Raw genomic sequence first — 17334 nt, forward strand, 5'->3', positions numbered from 1 at the left:
GTGAATGACAATCAGATTTCTGTTCACTGGTCAGATCTACCGAAAGATGAGCTAACCCGTTTCTGGCAGGATGTCGATGCCGGCACTCAGGGTAATTTCCTCATTGCACCGATCAAAAAACTGACCCGCCGCAAACGCGGTGAGCATTCCACAAAAGCCAAATGTGAGAACCCGGCCTGGTATCGCCCGGAGCATTATAAAAAGCTCTCCGGACAGCTCGGTCATGCCTACAATCGCCTGGTAAAAAAAGACAAAGAAACCGGGCAGGTCAGCCTGCGCATGCATGTTTCGCGTCACCCTCTCTATGTCGCCGGCCGCCGTAAGGCGGGACGTAAATATGGCTTCCGTCCGGAACGTCAGCGCCTGCTCGATGCGCTCTGGCCAGTGCTCATCAGCTTCTGTGATGCCGGCAAGCATACCATTGGCATGTGTATCTCCCGTCTTGCAAAAGAACTCAGTGCAAAGGACGCAAAAGGCAATGTCATTCCGGAAACGGAGGTGACGGTGTCACGCCTTTCACGGCTTATTGAGGAACAGGTAAGGTTTGGCGTTCTTGGCCTTGCGGAAGAACGCACCTGGGATCGTGAATCCCGCTCCTGGCTGCCAACGTATGTCTATATCACCCCCGTGGGATTCCAGATGCTGGGCGTCGATATGGACAAGCTGTTTAAAGAGCAGGAGAAGAAGCTCCGTCAGAGCGCCGAGCGTGAGCAGCTGATCCGGGAAGGGGTGATGAGCGAACATGATGATGTTCAGCCCCACTCCGCGCGGAAATGCTGGTCTGACCGTAAGCGCCGGGAGGCACTCGTTTACCGCCGCAAAAAAGGCGCAGAGCGTAAACGTGCCAACAATCTGATTAAGCTGCCGGCAGATGAACGACTCCATGCAATGTCTGAATGGATTTACCGCACCCTGCCGCCTGACGAAGCGTACTGGTGCACATCTGAGCGCCTGAAGGCTCTGGCCATCCAGCATCTTTACCAGCTGGATCTGGCGCTTTCTCCACCGGACTAGTCACAGACGAAACAAATGTCTTTCTGTTTACAGGCCCCTCACCGGGGCTTTTCGTGCTGGTTTTTTTCGGCCATTATGCTCATTTTTTATCCTTCACTCCTTTCTTCTTCCGGTCACCATGACGTTCTGCCGGTCGTTATGGCCCGCAATGTCCACTGTCTCTTTTTTTTACACAGAAATCCGCAAACGAATAAGTGAAGTAACCCGGAAATGAATATAAGACATTCCGCAAAACAGTCTTACTTCACCTTTTTTATCTCTCTGTTCATTACATTCCAGAGTAGATCTTTGTCTTTGGCCACTCTGTGGATACCGTAAAATGCCTTCGCATGCAGCGGCCTCACGGCCGCGCGCTCAGAAGGAAATCAAAAGTTCCTCCCGTCGCAAGCGCCGGGCCCCGTTCTGGCCACAACCCGGCACCGCATACATATCTGACCCCTGCTAAACCGACGCCGCCCCGGCCCGCAGGGCCGGAACACCCTCGCTTTAAGAGGGATGTTGTAACTAGAAAAAAGAGCAGCTGCAGTTTGAGTCGCGGCAAGCCCGCTGTACACGCTCGTAAGCGCCTGACGGCGCTAACGCGGAGATACAGCCCGTCAGCGGCCTCTGGCCTCGACGTGCTCACTCCGACCGCGCACGTCACTACCAGGCGTGGCGGTTAACGGGTATGGCTTTGCAGGGTAAGGGATGGGACAGGCAGAACCTTTCAAACCGCAGCGGCTTACGCCGGTCACGGCGCCCGTCGACTTCCTCTCCCTGTCTGGCTTCAGCTGGCGCCTCCATGCCGCGATGCGGCATCAGTGAGTTCTGCAGGGCAGTGTGTCCTTTTTTGTTGTCAAAACTCGTATCGGGAATATGCTTTCAGAAACAGATAAGCGAGGCGATAAAATGGACACGTTGCTTTTACCCGGCCAGAATCCCCGTGCCTGGGCGGAAACCATGATCAACCTGGAGGCCAGAAAACTGGTTAACACGGCCAACACGGTGGCGGCCATGCATCTCCAGGATGGTTTTATCCGGATTCAGTTTGTGGATGAGATCAGGGCATTCATCATGGCCCAGTTTGAGGCCGCACGCCGGGCGAAAACGGATGATGACTGTATGGCCTGTTTGCGGGCCTTACGGGCTGAAAATACCAGCCTGCTGGAGCAGTCCCGTTCGCTCAAAACCGGCTATGCAAAACTCTATGCCGAGGTGAAGGTTGTCCGGGACGAGAACAAAATTGTGGGCTACATCATTTCAGCGGTCGACGTCGTGGTGGCCGGTGCGGCCATCTTTGGTGGGATCGTCATGATGTCCTCGATGACGCCGGTGGGCGTGGTGGCTGGTGCGGTGATAGTCGTAAATGGCTTTAACACGATTTCACGGGAAGCCGCGCACAATCTCCTCGGTGATAAACAGACGGAGGGGATATTTGCGGACGGATCGATGGAGTTCGCTGAATTTATGGGCTTCAGCCGGCAGCAGGGGCTGGGAACCTATAAGGCTGTCACACTCTTCAGCGAAGTGTACGGCGCTTATGGCCTGAGGCTGAAACCCGAAGCACAACGGCTGTGGTACTGGACCAGGCCCGATTTCTTCAGGAAAGTATCCGGCACGCCACGTCCCGCAATGGCGCTTAAAATTGCGGGATGGGGAGTTAAAGCCAAAGTGGCGCTTGATTTACTGACTATTGAGCCTTCCGGGAAATAGTCTTCTGCAGGCGGAATGCTTTCCAGCCCAGTACAGGTGGGAAGGTCACCCAGGCAATGATCAGGACGACAAGGGAACTCATGCCCCCGGAAAGAATGTGTGTCCGGCTGCCAGCAATGAGGGTGACCAGCATAACCAGAACCAGCGCGACAGTGATCCATACCGACACCCGGAAGCGCCGTGATAGCGCATCGATGAGATGCTGCATGGTGCCTCCGCCTGCTGCAAGCCGGCCCTGTAAATTGTCCACTTCGCTCTTGCTGAAACCTGCCTCAAGCAGCTCTTTCTCACTGATAGCCATCACGTCCTCCCTAATCAGGCGAAAGTATACTGTATCAGACCAATAATCCCCAGGTGACCGGCGTAAGCATAATAAAAGAAATTACGCGGCATGAAACGCCGGCGGCCGTCCGGACAGATTTGCCTGCAGAAGGAAACTACTGCCAGGGGGAATGCCAGAGTAGGCAGCGTGGCCAGTAATAATGTTTCTGCGGGCATATCCAGGAGATGCGATAACCCGTTTAAACAAATCAGTGACAGCACGGCAGTGATGGCCGCCAGCCGCTGCACTCCGGGTGTATAGCTGCCAGAAACCGTTGCCATACTGATAGCGAGCGTTATTCCTGCCAGCCCGTAGCTTGCCGGCTCCAGTGGCCAAATCATGAGGGCCAGGAGCAGATATCCGGCGAGCATTCCCTTCCGGCCGTGCCGGTACTGAAGGGCATGCAGCTGCGTGACGCCTGCAAACACGAACAGAATGTTCAGGGCCCACCAGGGCTGGTGATGCGAGAAGGCCAGGCTGAACACCGGCTGCGTGATGACTGCCCAGATCCACAGACGACTGGCTCTCTTCTGCAGTCGTTCCGGGGTGCGCTGTACGTTCATCGCCCATATAAGCGTAAACAGGGGGAAGGCCATCCGGCCAAGCGCATACATCACCGGCCAGGCTGGCGACAGAAACACCGTATTGGTGTGATCGATAATCATGGCCAGAAGCGCGAGAAGCTTGACCATATCGAGAGCAGCGGGACTGAGCTGGCTGGCGTTCCGGATAGCGGGAAGAACGTCGGGTACTGAACGATTCATGCTGTAGATTCCCCTGGCGACACGCGGTTAACAGCCAGCTCTGAACATAATGCCAGAATGCCCTGCCGGTATGCGTTGCGACCCTGATCTTAAGTTTCTCCAGAATCTTGCGCACCGCAAATTCTGATTTATCACGCAGCACGCGCATTGCGCCTGCCACATCCTTATTCTGAATACAAATACTTAAATTATGAAAATCGTTCACACCGCCCCCTTTCTTACACTCTTATTATCGGCCGCATGAATATTATATTTAGTGGAGTAGGAAATTTCCTAATAAATTTTTCATATTAGCGCATTAAAACTTAGTCAATTTATCGACTCATTTTAAGTAAGTTAAGACCGTTCATTAATTATCTGTATTGTTTGCTGAAGTCTTTGCTTTGACCAGAGCAAAATCTTCACGAATAGATTTTGCGGCAGGCTTCCACCCTTTAGCCCATTCCTCGCTCATACGACCTTCACTGACAATTTTCAGGGTGATGGCATAAGGGGTGCGCTGCAGCTTCTTCGACAGCCAGAGTATATGATCATCGATTCTGTCATCCGGAATATCAGCAATAATCGAATGAATAAGGTCCAGGTCCTCCGGTGCCCACGGTTTTCCAGAACGCGGAAACACTTCATCAGGAAGGCGTGGTTTTTTTTCCTTTTCTTCTTTTACCTGCTTTCTGGCTTCTTTTTCCGCAGTGATGAGGCGCTGCCGTTCTGTTAACCCACCCAGGGTTGCAACCGTCCTGACCATATTTTCGCGCTGCTCACGCGTAATATTTACTTCACCGCATATAATGGCATTTAACGTATCGACAAGAATTTCCAGTTTGCTTTCGGTTAATTTTAAAGTCATACAATAATTTCCTTAATTTTTATTCGTTTTTAGCTCTTCCTGATGCAGACTACGCCAGCGCCAGGGCTCTGTCTGACCCGGTTCTGACCAGAGTCCGACTGACTGACGGCGGGCTTCGGCCTCCAGAACAGCGTAGTCTGGCTGGACGGGTTTTCCGTGGTACCGGTATGCCCAGGCCATGCCTTTGCGTATCTGTTCGGCATTCACATCCGTCACGCCAAGCCACACGGTACCGAGCACACGTCCATAGCGATCCGTATCACTTCCGGTGACGGTTACATGCCGCTGGGCCACCATCGATGAGAGTTCCTGACGGGAACGCTGGCCGAAGGGCTGACTCTTTTCCGGCGCATCGATACCGGCCAGACGAATGCGCGTCAGTTGGTTTCCTGGCTCAAGCACCTCAACGGTATCCCCGTCCAGCACGCGCACAATCCGGCCGATGATATCTGCACTGGCCGAAAACGCCACAACGAACAAAACCAGCGAGCAGAACTTCCTTTTCATTATTCGTTATCCCCGGTTGTATACACTGCGGTTATTAAGCACGTAAATTTCAACTCGGCTTATCCTCCAACGAGGCTTTTTAAAGGAATACCGAACATTGAATGTAATTTCCTGATCATGGGCAGTGTCAGATTACGTTTACGGTTAAGCACTTCATAGACCCGGTTAGATTTTCCGATTGCCGGCTCAAGATCTTTTACCGTCAGCCCCTGCTGTTCCATCCTGAACTTAATAGCTTCAATCGGGTCCGGCGCTTCGACAGGAAAGTGTTTATTTTCGTATTCATTAATCAGCACACACATGATTTCAAAAAAGTCTCCCTCCGGGGTATCGGCAGGAGGTTCGTTATCAAACATAGGCTCTACGGCGCGTAACGCAGCTTCATAGTCCTGTTCAGTTTTAATTGGTTTAATCTGCATAGGGTTTACTCCAGGCTGACAGTCTCAGCATCTATTTTGTCATATTCTTTATGCGTACCAATGAATTTTATAAACATCCATCCTCGCTGGTATGCAATCGCAACAATTAACCGATAGTCATTTCCCTTAATATTAAAAACCACTCGCCTGTTTTTAAGAATACTGGCACTACGGTACTGTTCTTTGATTTCGGCCGGGGTTTTCCATTCAGCTTTACTGGCCTCATCTACCCAGGCTTTTAGCGGCTGCTCTGCATCGGGATTCGCCGTCCAGAAATCCCTCAGTGTCTTGATAGCGATTATCTTCATGTCATAATGGTAGTCCCATTTTAGGACTATCTCAAGTTTTTTGTCCCATTATGGGACTTTTATTTTTCTGAGGAGACATACCAGGGGTCAGGGCCGGCTATGCTTGCACTGAGTGATTTGATATTTTTTGTTGTCTGCCAGCAGTCGTGACATGACCCTAAGGTACACAAGGCTCAGGATACCCCTGGGCCACAAGGGCACTGTTGCAAATAGTCGGTGGTGATAAACTTATCATCCCCTTTTGCTGATGGAGCTGCACATGAACCCATTCAAAGGCCGGCATTTTCAGCGTGACATCATTCTGTGGGCCGTACGCTGGTACTGCAAATACGGCATCAGTTACCGTGAGCTGCAGGAGATGCTGGCTGAACGCGGAGTGAATGTCGATCACTCCACGATTTACCGCTGGGTTCAGCGTTATGCGCCTGAAATGGAAAAACGGCTGCGCTGGTACTGGCGTAACCCTTCCGATCTTTGCCCGTGGCACATGGATGAAACCTACGTGAAGGTCAATGGCCGCTGGGCGTATCTGTACCGGGCCGTCGACAGCCGGGGCCGCACTGTCGATTTTTATCTCTCCTCCCGTCGTAACAGCAAAGCTGCATACCGGTTTCTGGGTAAAATCCTCAACAACGTGAAGAAGTGGCAGATCCCGCGATTCATCAACACGGATAAAGCGCCCGCCTATGGTCGCGCGCTTGCTCTGCTCAAACGCGAAGGCCGGTGCCCGTCTGACGTTGAACACCGACAGATTAAGTACCGGAACAACGTGATTGAATGCGATCATGGCAAACTGAAACGGATAATCGGCGCCACGCTGGGATTTAAATCCATGAAGACGGCTTACGCCACCATCAAAGGTATTGAGGTGATGCGTGCACTACGCAAAGGCCAGGCCTCAGCATTTTATTATGGTGATCCCCTGGGCGAAATGCGCCTGGTAAGCAGAGTTTTTGAAATGTAAGGCCTTTGAATAAGACAAAAGGCTGCCTCATCGCTAACTTTGCAACAGTGCCTTCTAATCCGACCGCTCGCGTCAACCAGGCAAACGAGGCGGCACGAGTCCAGCCGGTGCGCGACGGCTTCATTAACTCGATGCAGGTCTACCCGTGGACTCAAGGGGCGCTTTATCAAGTCTATACCGCCGTCGGGCAGATCACCGACATCGCGCTCCAACCCGGGGAGCAGCTTGTCGGCGCAGGCCCGGTGGCCGCCGGCGACACAGTGCACTGGATCATCGGCGACACCGAGAGCGGATCGGGGGCAACGCGCCAGATCCACATCCTAGTAAAGCCCACCCGCGCCGACCTGATGACAAACCTCGTCATCAACACCAACATGCGCACCTATCACATGGAGCTGCGCTCGACAGAGCGCACCTATATGGCGTCGGTCTCATGGCAGTATCCGCAAGACCAGCTCATTGCGCTGCGCCGTCAGAACGCCGAGGCGCAGGCGGCCCAGCCGGTGGCGAGCGGCGTCGATCTCGCGAACGTCAACTTCCGCTATGCGATCGAGGGCGACCGTGCGCCGTGGCGGCCGCTGCGCGCCTTCGACGACGGACGCCAGGTCTTTATCGAGTTTCCGCGCGGCATCGGTCAGGGCGAGATGCCGCCACTCTTCGTCGTCGGCCCCGAGGGCAACACCTCTGAGCTCGTGAACTATCGCGTTCGCGGCCACCACATGATCGTTGATCGTCTGTTCGCGGCTGCCGAACTTCGCTTCGGCTCCGGCCGCGAGCAGAAGCGCGTCAGGATCGTCCGCACAGACGGGAGGCCGACCTCGTGAGCGAGAACCCGCCCCGGATTGAGGAAGTGCCGGACGACGATGCGCAGCCCCTGACCGGCGAGCCGGTCGGGCCTGCGCCGATGCGGCTGCGGGCCGAACCGCCCCGCGTCACCCGGTTGTCGCGGAAGGTTCTCGCCGGCCTCGGTCTTGTCGCCAGCGTCGGGCTCGGAGGTGCGCTGATCTACGCGCTTCAGACCCGCGACGCCGGTCGGCCGAACGACGAACTCTATTCGACCGAGAACCGCTCGACCGCTGACGGACTGGCCGGCCTGCCGCGAGATTACAGTGGCGTGCCACAGCTCGGTCCCCCTCTTCCCGGTGACCTCGGCCGGCCGATCCTTAGTACCCAGGATCGCGGACAGCCGGTGCCCACACCCGGGACGGCCACGCCCAATCCCGGCATCAGCCCGGAAGAGCAGCGCCGCCTTCAGGAAATCGAGACCGCGCGCACCAGCCGTCTCTTCTCCGGATCGGAAAGCCGGGGCACACCCGCTGCTGCGGGAGCTGCCCCAGCGCTCGCGCCGGTGCCGGATTTGGCGAGCATTGGCCTCGCTCCGCCGCCCGCCACGCCCTCGGCGCAGGACCGGCAGAACGCGTTTCTGAACGCCGCGGCCGATCGCAGGACGGTTGCGCCCGATCGCGTCGCTGCGCCAGTATCGCCGAACGTCCTTCAGGCGGGAGCAGTGATATCCGCGGCGCTGATCACCGGCATCCGATCCGATCTACCCGGCCAGATCACCGCGCAGGTCACCGAAAACATCTACGACAGCCCAACCGGCCGTATCTTGCTTGTGCCGCAAGGCACTCGTGTGGTCGGGCAGTACGACAACAACGTGCAGTTCGGCCAGAGCCGAGTCCTGCTCGTCTGGACTCGGCTCGTCTTCCCGAACGGGCGCTCGATCGTTCTCGAGCGCCAGCCTGGTGCTGACGCTGAAGGGTTCGCCGGGCTGCAGGATGGCGTCGATTACCATTGGTGGGATCTGGCCAAGGCTGCGGGATTGTCGACACTGCTGAGCGTCGGCGCCGAACTCGCGGTCGACAACGACGATCAGCTCGTTCAGGCGATCCGGAACGGTGGGCAGGACACCATCAACGACGCAGGGCAGCAGATTGTGAGGCGTCAGCTCAACGTCGCGCCCACGATCACTATTCGGCCCGGATTTCCCGTGCGCGTTCTCGTGACGCGAGACTTGGTACTGGAGCCATATGGAGGGTGATGATGTCGAAGCTTAAGCTAGGCCCCATCGCGGACGACAAGCCGCTTAAGGTACAGGTCGAGCTACCTGCAGCTCTCCACCAGGACCTTGTTGACTACGCCCACCTATTGGGCCGAGAGCAAGGTCAGTCCGCTGTTGACCCAGCTCGGTTAATCGTCCCGATGTTACAACGGTTCATCGCGACAGACCGTGGCTTCGCCAAAGCCAGGCGAACGTTGACGCCGGGGAGCGCCGATTAATCCGTGGTCCCCGCTCTAGAGGGGGTGTCGAAACACTTCAGCAGCAACGGCAGAGTCGGGTTGTCGTTGTCACTGGAAGAAATTATAGCGGCCGTCGGCGCCCGCGCCGATGGGAGCGGGATCAACGCGATATCCGGCCGGTAGATCACGCTGGTGATGGTCAAGCCGAAGCCCTGTTCGACCATCGTCAGCAGGGTTTCTCGGCTGACTTGTTGGATCGAGAGTTGAACCGCTCCGTCTCCGGCGCCCACCATGCGCCGGAGTATGCCAGCGAGCTCACGCCCAGCGCCATCCGAGCGAACGAGGAAGACTTCGTCACAAACGTCCTCCCACGACAGCTGTGGCCGTGCTGCCAACTCGTGAAGCGGGGACAATGCCACGAACAGATCTGGTTCGCAGAGACGTCGAACTTGGAACTGAGGGCTCTTGCTCGCACTCAGGCTGATTGCTGCGTCCAGTAATCCGCGCTTCACCCCCAAAGTGTTTTCTTCTGAAGTGCCTTCCTCAAGCTTTACCTCGATCGTCGGATGTCTATTTCTGAATGCCGAGAGAATGTTGATGATCGGGCACGCCGGGAACGCTTCAAGCATTCCAAACCTCACGAGCCCGGTCTTGAGTTTCCGCGCGGAGCGGATCTCCGTTGCGGCGTTACGAAGGTAGCGCGCTCCCACCACCGCTTGTTGAAGGAAGCGCTCACCTTCTGGAGTCAGCCCTGCCCCCGCTCGCGTACGCTTGAAGAGAGAAAAGCCAAGTTGGCGCTCAAACAGCTGCACACGTCGGCTGACGGTGGATTGCGATATCGATAGGCGCTCCGCCGCTCGGCGGAAGCTGCCGGCCTCGGCGACCTGAACGGCGTACTTCAGGTATCGGAGATCAAGAGTCAGGTCGGGCATGAGACCCGTCCGATCATACCGGCGGTCTCATCGGCGAACCGCCTGCGCCCGGTGAGCGGCACCCATGCACGTCCACTTTCATCGAGCCCACCCCCGCTAGCGCCTGGGGAACGAGCACGTCCGTTGATCTCAGATGTGGAATCCGAGCTGAGCCCCTCAATGAGCATGACCATGTCCGAATCTGTCATAGATGCATGCGGCGGTCATACATTTTCACACGCTTGAAGTCTATGCGCGAAGCATATATTCTTGCGGTATGGAGCCTGAGGTCGCCAAGTACCATTTAGGTGCACTCGCGTTGGCCGTTGCAGACAGCATCGCCAGTGTCTCGGCCTCGTTTTCACCAAGCGGCCCGGGGACCGCCGTGATGGTGTTACTCAGCATGGAGCCCGGACTGCCGATCAGCGTTTTGGCTACCTCGATCGGGCTTTCTCATGCCGGGACGGTGCGATTGATCGATAGGCTCGAGCGCGAACAGTTGGTGGAACGACGAAGACAAATCACCGACAGGCGGGCGCGCTTCATTCACCTCACCAATTCGGGGAAGAAGATAACGGACGCCTTGCTCAAGGCACGGGAGCAGGTGATCTCCGAATGTATTTCGCCCCTGTCGCCCAATGACCTCGACATTCTAGGCATGCTGTCGGAGCGGCTCCTTGTGGCAAACGGCTTCGACAAAGATGGCTCGGTCAGCCTTTGCCATCTGTGCGGCTACAGCAGGATCGCGCCTTCCCGTGGTAAAGCTAAGCCGGGGCGCTCGCCACGCTGGAACGTCGCATCAGAAGGCTGACGATATGATCAGGCAGGCTTGAAATAATGGGATCGTTTGCGCTCGAACTTCTTCTATGCGTACTTGCCTTCGGGTTCGGATATGCGGCGAACCAAGGCGGAACCTGTTTAGTGGTGGCCGCTCATGAGTTACACAGAAGACAGCCGCCGAAAATGTTCGTCGGATTTCTCGCAGCGTCGGCAGCGGCAGGCCTGGTTGCGGTCCCGATAGTCTGGACGGGAACACTGGGCGCAACACTCGCACCCTCGACCAGCATCAATTTCCTCCTGCTCATCGGCGCCATCGCCTTCGGCCTCGGCGCACTCATTAATGACACATGCCTGCTCGGATCGCTGGCGCGGCTTGGGGATGGGGAGATGCGACTTCTAGCTCTACCCTTGGGATTAACGATTGGTATCTTGGCTGCCGACCATGGCAGGTTCGGCTACGATTCAACATGGCCAAGCTTAATCTCCAAACCGAGCGCAACAGGCCTCGTTACTCTCCTAGCCTTCCTAGTTGTGCTCGTGCTGGCACTCGTTTTCGTTTCCACGAAGAGCGTTCTGCGAACAAAGCCGGGTTGGTCGTTCGGCGCTTCGATGATTGGACTCGGTATCACTGGCGGACTTCTATATGCACTCTCGCCGGCCTGGACCTTCGCAGACGTGATTCAACGCGCCCTTCCTCTCAGAATGTCCCCGGCCGGCGAGGTCGCGCTCACTGCGGTGATCTCTTCGATCGCAGGCGCCCTAACCGCCTCCTTTCGCCAAGGCAATCTGCGTCTCCAACTGCCGACAGCCAATGGCATTCTGCGATCTGTCGTCGGCGGCACATTGATGGGTATCGGCATCGCGCTCATACCCGGCGGGAATGATGGGTTGATCCTCGCAGCGGTTCCGACTCTTTCACCTGGTGGGATAGTCGCCTACCTTCTGATGACGACGACAATCGTCTTCGGATTTGCAGCGCGTGGTAAGTTATTCCGGCGCTGCCTTTCACGGCCATGATAAGGGCAACAGAGGACTTGCCCTCCTGACATGAGCATTTATCCCGACCGGGAATATCGGCTGACTAGCTCGTATGCCTTTGCAGGCCCTTGGACCATGATGACCACTTCAAAGGCCGCCGGCCCCAGAATCCTGTAGGTTGCATGGTAGGTGTCGTCTCCGCAGGCATAGACGCCACTCGCTTCCAACCCGGTATCCGTCCGCGAGAAACTCAAGCTGAGGAACTGCGTCCCGATATGAGGTCCGTCTGCGAACTCGACGACAACACTGTCCTCGCTCAAGCGATAGCGATACTGCCGGCACGCGGAGAATACTCTGCCATCTGCCAGTGAGAGAATGCCGCTCTCTCGATAAGCGAGCGCGCCTTCGCCGATCGCTGCTACGATTTCGGTGGGCATGGTTATCTCGTCCAGGGCCGCGTCCATCCGTACAGGCTGGACGTTTGCCAACGGGCTATAGGCCCACCTGGAGCGCCAGCCCCATCAAGTCAAAATCCCGCAAAGGTCGCGCGTTTGCTGGGTAAAGGCATCGCCGATGAGGATGGCTTCGTGAGGCAGCGAAGCGCGAGCCAGCCGCTCGACATATCTCGCTTATTAGTATATGGTATATGCGTCGCGCATATACTGCAACGCCTGCCCGAAGCACGTAGACGACGTTCGTGACGTTCCCACGGGACCACTGTTGAGGAATTTTAGATGAGCATTTTCGACCGTTATGAATTTCTTGTCCCCGAGCACGGTCGGAGGGATCTTGGCCTGCTTAGATGGGCTCTCGTGATCGTATTTCTGTGGTTCGGCGCGATGAAGTTCACAGCGTACGAGGCCTATGGTATCGCCCCGTTTATCGAACACAGCCCGATCATGAATTGGCTCGGCATGTTCGGGACGCAGGGGCAAAGCTATTTCATCGGCGTTATCGAGTTATCGACCGGTCTCGTTCTGATCCTTGGTGCATTTCGTCCACTCTTCTCTGCGCTAGGCGCACTAATGTCAGCAGCGACCTATCTGATCACGCTGACCTTTTTCATCACCACTCCAGGTGTCGCGGAGCAGACTGCCGGCGGCTTTCCTGCGATTTCGGCTGCACCAGGGCAGTTTCTACTGAAGGACGCAGTTCTGCTAGCGGCGTCCCTCGTGCTGCTGCGTGCTTCGGTCCGCCACAGAGGGGCGCTTGTGCTCTCGTGACTGTGGTCCTCTCGTGACGGCGGGCGTGCAAATCCTGCAGAACCTCCGCGGGGCATGGATGCTCCGTCGCGATATCGAGCCCGGAGGCGCTCAGCTACATGGCGACGCGGTCTTCGCCCGTTTCGCCGCAATCCCCGACGTCGTGGAGCACGGACTGTTCCTCAATGGGATTGATACAATCGTGATCGCGCGCGGTGACACGATGGAAGTGCGACGCCGGGGGCAAGCTAGGTCTCGCTGATCTGCACCTGCGCGGCCTGGATGACAGCGCTGACGCGGAGTGATTCTCGGGCGCGACCTACGGCGATTCCGAGCGAAAAGGCTTGCCCTATAGCCGCCAGGTATCAACGGTTCCGCGGCCTTAACGAGCCGGACCCGTTTTTTTCGGCGCGCTCAATCAGTCGAAATCCTCCGAAACCCTTCTAAAACAGGACATTTTCCACAAGCCGCGCGGAGGAAGAGGACCACGGTATGGCTTGCTGTCTATGCTCCGCGCACATATAGATGTGGCAATGGATGGACCTCGAGATCGAAACATTTTCGGGGCGTTCGCACTCATGATCAGCGACGACATCGTTCGCGCTAGTTCATCGCGGGCGCCGGAAGCTGGACCCGCCGCCTCAGCGCTGGCGTTGCTCGCGCACAAGCCCGGGCTCTCGATCCGTATGCTTGCGATCGGGGTGGGCCTTTCACATGCTGGAACTGTTCGCCTGGTGGATAGATTGGTAAGCGAGGGATTGATCGAGCGTAGGGAGCATTCGACAGACGGGCGCGCGCGATCCCTCTATCTTACTCCAACTGGCAAGGTCGCGAGCGACGAGGTCCTGGCCTCGCGCGATCAAGTGATTGCCGAAGGGCTATCGATCCTTAATCCAGACGAACTGAAAACCTTATCGGACATCGCTGAACGCGTTCTCCGAAATCGCTTGGAAAACCTCGAGCAGTCATACCGCATCTGCCGCTTGTGCTGCTACGAGGGCTGCACGAACTGCCCCGTCGATGCCGAATTGCATGAGCGAGGTGTGGACCGCGAGAAGAACGACGACGCGTAGGAGACTCGCAATTGCGGCAGCTCAACGCTGCTCAGATGGCGGGGCTTCATAATGTCAGCGAGCCTACCATCAGCCGCATTCTTTTGGCTACGCGTCAAGCCGGCCGATCGGGCATGGCGGTCTCATTCTAATATGTCGGTGATCGCCCCACTTTTAGCCGCTCAATTGATCGGAACGCGGTTTCGGAAGCGGCCGTTCAAACCACTCGCTGCATTCCCATTTCTCTATGTCCGATAGGTAGTTTCGGGGAAAAGCAGTCGGGAACAGGTTTCGGGAACGCATGCTCCGGCAGGAGCGCAGCGCGCGTCCCAAACGCGTTTTCCCGGTAGAGCTTCCCAATCGGCAAAGTGCGGGCCACCTCAGACTGCGAACGCGAAAAACCGCCTGGCTGGTCACTCAAGGCAGGGTAACGACGATTTTCGCTGCGGATACACCCGCCTTCAGGGCTTCCAAGGCAGCCTGGAGCATTTCAAGGCCCTGGCCCACGATCTTCGCCGGAGGGGCGGGGACGAACGTGCGCGCCGCGAGAGCCTGCGGCAGGAATTCGCGGTAGATCATTGGACCAACCTCGTCATCCTTGAGGCTCGTCCCGGAGATGTGCGTCGCCTCGACTCCAAATGAACGCTCGTCGGGCGGGGCCAGCGTCGCTGCCACCCGGCGCGAGCCCTCGCATCTCGCAACTACGGCAAAACAGTCTTTCATGTGACCGGTCGCGTGAAGCGTTCCAGCGAGACTGCGCCCGCGCATTGCCTCAATCACGTCTTCCACGATGGCTGGACTCGAGTGGTCAAGAACCTCGCTTGCACCCAGCTCCTTCAACAGGCCGACGTTGCGCGCCGAAGCGGTGGCGACGCACCTGTAGCCCGACGCCACCGCGAGCTGGATGGCGTTGCAGCCAACGCTCGACGATCCACCCCAGACCAGAACGACCTCTGGACGCGCGGTCGGCGAGTGTAACGGTGGCGCGAGAGCCAACTGTGTCCGTCCGTAGAGCCCGCTTGCGGCGGTGCCAAGGCCAAGCGGGAGGACTGCCGCATCAGCGAAGGCAATGTTGTTGGGGATCGGCGCCGCCATGTGGTCCAGCACGATCGTGTGGTGCTGGAACGCACCCTGCGCAGGTTGATTTACGGTTGTCCCGACCGCCTGTCCGATGACTCGATCGCCGACCTTGAACCGCTCGACCGCGCCACCGACCGCCGCGACCTCACCGGAGACGTCGCTGCCGAGAATCGCGGGATAGTCGAGCCATGGCAAAAGCGCGACGTCCTGCAGAATCCAGTCGAGTGGGTTGATCGCGATGGCCGCGTTGCGGATCAATATCTCGTTCGCCGCCAGATGCGGCAGAGCGGTGACACCGATCCTCAGTGGCTGCCCCGGCGCTTTCTGCCAGGCGGCCTGATTAGTCACGGTTTCGGTCATCATCAACTCTTTCTGTCAAGTATTACAGCTGGGCGTTCGTCTGAGCGGTCCAACCGCCAGGTCGGGCGCACGAAGTGGCAGCTATAGCCCCCAGGATAGCGCACCAGGTATTCTTGGTGCTCTGGCTCCGCCTCCCAAAAGGGTTCTTCTGGGTTGATCTCCGACACGACCGGGCCTGGCCAGCTTCCTGATGCCTCGATTTCCGCGATGGTTGTGAGGGCGACTTCCTTCTGCACTTCGGTGGTGTAGAAAATCGCCGATCGATAGCTCGGACCGACATCGCTGCCTTGTTGCTCGTAGGTCGTGGGGTCATGTATCTGGAAGAAGAGTTCCAAGAGCGAGCGATAGGCGAGAACGGAAGGGTCGAAGGTCACTTCCACTGCTTCCGCATGGCCGTAATGTCTCGCGTAGGTCGGATCAGGCATTTCTCCGCCTGTGTAACCGACACGCGTCGAAATGACTCCCCTGGCTCGGCGCAGCAAATCCTCCATGCCCCAGAAGCAGCCGCCTGCGAGAATTGCTCGCTCTGTCGCGGCCGCCCTATTGCCGGTAGGCGATTGGCTCACAGTCCGTTCGCCCTCCTCCGTGTGCGCCACGGTCAAGCCAGCCTCGCGGGATCCGCAGCCTGACTGGCGCTCAAGAGCTCGGTCTGCACGTCCGAACCCCGGATGAGACTCAGATCGACGGGACACCGATCAGCGATCGCGAGGATCCGAGCGCGCTGATCATCACTCAGCGGCCCATCGAGGACAATGGTGCGGGTGAACCGGTCGGGTGGCATCATGTCCGGCACCTTCTCGTGCTGCACGGTCGTGCTCGCCCGTTCGAGCGGAAAGCCCTTGCGGTTCGCATAGAGACGCATCGTCATCACCGTGCAGGCTGCGAGGCCGGCAGATACGAGTTCGTAGGGAGATAGTCCGGTCCCGAGGCCACCGACCGATGCTGGCTCGTCGGCGAACAGAGTGTGCTCGCCGCTGCGGACCTTGAGCTGGAACGTCCCTGCAAGAGTTTCGGTGGAGACGACGCCCTCCGCAACCTCGACCTGCGGAAGATCCGCGCTGAGTGGTGGGAGAAAGCGGCTCGCCCAAACCGCCACCATGGCCGCGGCGTAGTTCGCGTCCGCGACGTCGGTGAGAAGGTGATCCGCGTTGTCGAGCGAGATGAAGCTTTTAGGGTGCCTGGACGCGACGAAGATGCGCGACGCGTGGTCGATGCCGACCACCTGATCCAGCGGAGAGTGCATGACCAGCACCGGCCGTCGCAGGGAGGCAATGGCCTTCTCGACGTCGATCCCCTCAACCGCCTCAAGGAACCCTCGGCGAATGAGGAAGGGCCTACCGGCAATCTCCACCGAGGCCTCGCCCTCGCTCGCGATGGTGTCCAGATCATTCGGTCCGAAGAGGCGCAAGATATGCTGAAGGTCGGCCGGCGCACCAATCGTCGCTACCGCCGCAATATCAGGCATGTCGGCGGCGGCTACGATCGCAGCGGTGCCACCCAGGCTGTGCCCGACGAGGAGGGACGGTGACATGCCCGCCGCCGCCATCGCATTTGCGGCGGCCCGAAGGTCCTCGACGTCCGACGCGAAGTTCACAGGTTCTCCCGTCCCACCGCCGATCCCGGTCCCGGCGAAATCGAACCTCAAGACCCCGATGCCCGCACGCGACAGCGCGCGCGAGATGTGAACAGCGGCGCGACTGTCTTTCCCGCACGTGAAGCAGTGGGCGAAGATCGCCCAGCCCCGCGGCGTCCCTTCCGGCGGTTCGAGGTGCCCGGACAGCGGAGAGCCAGCCCCACTGACAAACGTAAATGATCTTCCTGCCATGTCCATCAAACCTCCAGCACGCGGCTTGGCGGTTGCGCTCTCAGAACCTTCGACGGAGCTGAGCGGAG

21 protein-coding genes are annotated in these 17334 nt (G+C 57.8%); 10 read left to right on the forward strand and 11 right to left on the reverse strand.

Annotated features, from left to right (window positions below; translation table 11 throughout):
* Both repA and ACQG2Q_RS25475 read left to right on the forward strand, forming a co-directional pair.
* On the forward strand, positions 1-1014 hold a 1014-nt coding region (gene repA, locus ACQG2Q_RS25470), incomplete at its 5' end, for a plasmid replication initiator RepA (protein WP_233443251.1).
* Positions 1015-1902: 888 nt separating this feature from the next.
* Entirely contained in the window at positions 1903-2706 is an 804-nt protein-coding gene (locus tag ACQG2Q_RS25475; RefSeq protein WP_033488179.1) for a DUF4225 domain-containing protein, read from the forward strand.
* Here ACQG2Q_RS25475 and ACQG2Q_RS25480 read toward each other — a convergent pair.
* From ACQG2Q_RS25480 to ACQG2Q_RS25505, 6 genes are all read right to left on the reverse strand, one after another.
* Positions 2684-3007 (reverse strand): hypothetical protein, encoded by a 324-nt coding sequence (locus ACQG2Q_RS25480; RefSeq protein WP_029403831.1) that lies wholly within the window; start codon positions 3005-3007, stop codon positions 2684-2686. The genes ACQG2Q_RS25475 and ACQG2Q_RS25480 overlap by 23 nt on opposite strands.
* A 14-nt stretch (positions 3008-3021) precedes the next feature.
* Positions 3022-3792: a TraX family protein gene (locus ACQG2Q_RS25485; protein ID WP_029403832.1), complete on the reverse strand. Its 771-nt coding sequence runs from the start codon at positions 3790-3792 to the stop codon at positions 3022-3024.
* Positions 3793-4141: 349 nt separating this feature from the next.
* Entirely contained in the window at positions 4142-4639 is a 498-nt protein-coding gene (locus ACQG2Q_RS25490) for a hypothetical protein (protein ID WP_033488180.1), read from the reverse strand.
* A 12-nt stretch (positions 4640-4651) separates the two neighbouring features.
* Positions 4652-5146: a thermonuclease family protein gene (locus tag ACQG2Q_RS25495; RefSeq protein ID WP_033488181.1), complete on the reverse strand. Its 495-nt coding sequence runs from the start codon at positions 5144-5146 to the stop codon at positions 4652-4654.
* A gap of 59 nt (positions 5147-5205) precedes the next feature.
* Positions 5206-5565, reverse strand: coding sequence for a helix-turn-helix domain-containing protein (locus ACQG2Q_RS25500; protein WP_032663667.1), 360 nt, complete (start codon positions 5563-5565; stop codon positions 5206-5208).
* A 5-nt stretch (positions 5566-5570) separates the two neighbouring features.
* Positions 5571-5873: a type II toxin-antitoxin system HigB family toxin gene (locus tag ACQG2Q_RS25505; RefSeq protein WP_029403837.1), complete on the reverse strand. Its 303-nt coding sequence runs from the start codon at positions 5871-5873 to the stop codon at positions 5571-5573.
* 259 nt (positions 5874-6132) lie between these two features.
* Here ACQG2Q_RS25505 and ACQG2Q_RS25510 point away from each other — a divergent pair, with 259 nt between their 5' ends.
* From ACQG2Q_RS25510 to ACQG2Q_RS25525, 4 genes are read left to right on the forward strand one after another with little or no spacing between them, the layout of a single operon-like run.
* Positions 6133-6837: an IS6-like element IS26 family transposase gene (locus tag ACQG2Q_RS25510; RefSeq protein ID WP_001067855.1), complete on the forward strand. Its 705-nt coding sequence runs from the start codon at positions 6133-6135 to the stop codon at positions 6835-6837.
* 5 nt (positions 6838-6842) lie between these two features.
* Positions 6843-7661: a P-type conjugative transfer protein TrbG gene (gene trbG, locus ACQG2Q_RS25515; protein WP_207788772.1), complete on the forward strand. Its 819-nt coding sequence runs from the start codon at positions 6843-6845 to the stop codon at positions 7659-7661.
* Positions 7658-8878: a TrbI/VirB10 family protein gene (locus ACQG2Q_RS25520; RefSeq protein ID WP_011191355.1), complete on the forward strand. Its 1221-nt coding sequence runs from the start codon at positions 7658-7660 to the stop codon at positions 8876-8878. Before trbG ends, ACQG2Q_RS25520 begins: the two co-directional genes overlap by 4 nt.
* Before the next feature lie 2 nt (positions 8879-8880).
* The gene (locus ACQG2Q_RS25525; protein WP_026227538.1) at positions 8881-9117 is read left to right on the forward strand and encodes a DUF2274 domain-containing protein; all 237 of its coding nucleotides are present in this window, start codon (positions 8881-8883) and stop codon (positions 9115-9117) included.
* On the opposite strand, the gene ACQG2Q_RS25530 is transcribed toward ACQG2Q_RS25525, so the two are convergent.
* Entirely contained in the window at positions 9114-10010 is an 897-nt protein-coding gene (locus ACQG2Q_RS25530; RefSeq protein WP_011191354.1) for a LysR family transcriptional regulator, read from the reverse strand. The two genes, ACQG2Q_RS25525 and ACQG2Q_RS25530, sit on opposite strands and share 4 nt — an antisense overlap.
* A gap of 367 nt (positions 10011-10377) precedes the next feature.
* On the opposite strand from ACQG2Q_RS25530, the gene ACQG2Q_RS25535 reads away from it, so the two are divergent.
* Both ACQG2Q_RS25535 and ACQG2Q_RS25540 read left to right on the forward strand, forming a co-directional pair.
* Positions 10378-10800, forward strand: a complete 423-nt coding sequence (locus ACQG2Q_RS25535; protein ID WP_223296479.1) for a MarR family winged helix-turn-helix transcriptional regulator — start codon at positions 10378-10380, stop codon at positions 10798-10800.
* Between the two features lie 26 nt (positions 10801-10826).
* Positions 10827-11786, forward strand: coding sequence for a YeeE/YedE thiosulfate transporter family protein (locus ACQG2Q_RS25540; protein WP_004099025.1), 960 nt, complete (start codon positions 10827-10829; stop codon positions 11784-11786).
* Between the two features lie 38 nt (positions 11787-11824).
* On the opposite strand, the gene ACQG2Q_RS25545 is transcribed toward ACQG2Q_RS25540, so the two are convergent.
* The gene (locus ACQG2Q_RS25545) at positions 11825-12184 is read right to left on the reverse strand and encodes a DUF6314 family protein (RefSeq protein WP_166479491.1); all 360 of its coding nucleotides are present in this window, start codon (positions 12182-12184) and stop codon (positions 11825-11827) included.
* 297 nt (positions 12185-12481) lie between these two features.
* On the opposite strand from ACQG2Q_RS25545, the gene ACQG2Q_RS25550 reads away from it, so the two are divergent.
* Together ACQG2Q_RS25550 and ACQG2Q_RS25555 are read left to right on the forward strand one after the other, a co-directional pair.
* The gene (locus ACQG2Q_RS25550) at positions 12482-12970 is read left to right on the forward strand and encodes a YkgB family protein (protein ID WP_004099027.1); all 489 of its coding nucleotides are present in this window, start codon (positions 12482-12484) and stop codon (positions 12968-12970) included.
* Between the two features lie 557 nt (positions 12971-13527).
* Positions 13528-14022: a MarR family winged helix-turn-helix transcriptional regulator gene (locus tag ACQG2Q_RS25555; RefSeq protein WP_004099028.1), complete on the forward strand. Its 495-nt coding sequence runs from the start codon at positions 13528-13530 to the stop codon at positions 14020-14022.
* Between the two features lie 396 nt (positions 14023-14418).
* Here the strand turns inward: ACQG2Q_RS25555 and ACQG2Q_RS25560 are convergent, their stop codons facing one another.
* Genes ACQG2Q_RS25560 through ACQG2Q_RS25570 form a run of 3 tightly spaced genes read right to left on the reverse strand, consistent with a single transcriptional unit; the run spans position 14419 to position 17272 of the window.
* Positions 14419-15444, reverse strand: a complete 1026-nt coding sequence (locus ACQG2Q_RS25560; RefSeq protein WP_004357654.1) for a zinc-binding alcohol dehydrogenase family protein — start codon at positions 15442-15444, stop codon at positions 14419-14421.
* Complete coding sequence (gene msrA / locus ACQG2Q_RS25565; RefSeq protein ID WP_425267728.1) at positions 15444-16133, reverse strand: peptide-methionine (S)-S-oxide reductase MsrA; 690 nt, start codon at positions 16131-16133, stop codon at positions 15444-15446. Before msrA ends, ACQG2Q_RS25560 begins: the two co-directional genes overlap by 1 nt.
* The gene (locus ACQG2Q_RS25570; RefSeq protein WP_004357650.1) at positions 16040-17272 is read right to left on the reverse strand and encodes a bifunctional alpha/beta hydrolase/OsmC family protein; all 1233 of its coding nucleotides are present in this window, start codon (positions 17270-17272) and stop codon (positions 16040-16042) included. Before ACQG2Q_RS25570 ends, msrA begins: the two co-directional genes overlap by 94 nt.
* Positions 17273-17334: the final 62 nt, after the last annotated feature.

The organism is Enterobacter cloacae complex sp. 370H10 (genome assembly GCF_050031535.1).
GTDB lineage: Bacteria > Pseudomonadota > Gammaproteobacteria > Enterobacterales > Enterobacteriaceae > Enterobacter > Enterobacter intestinihominis.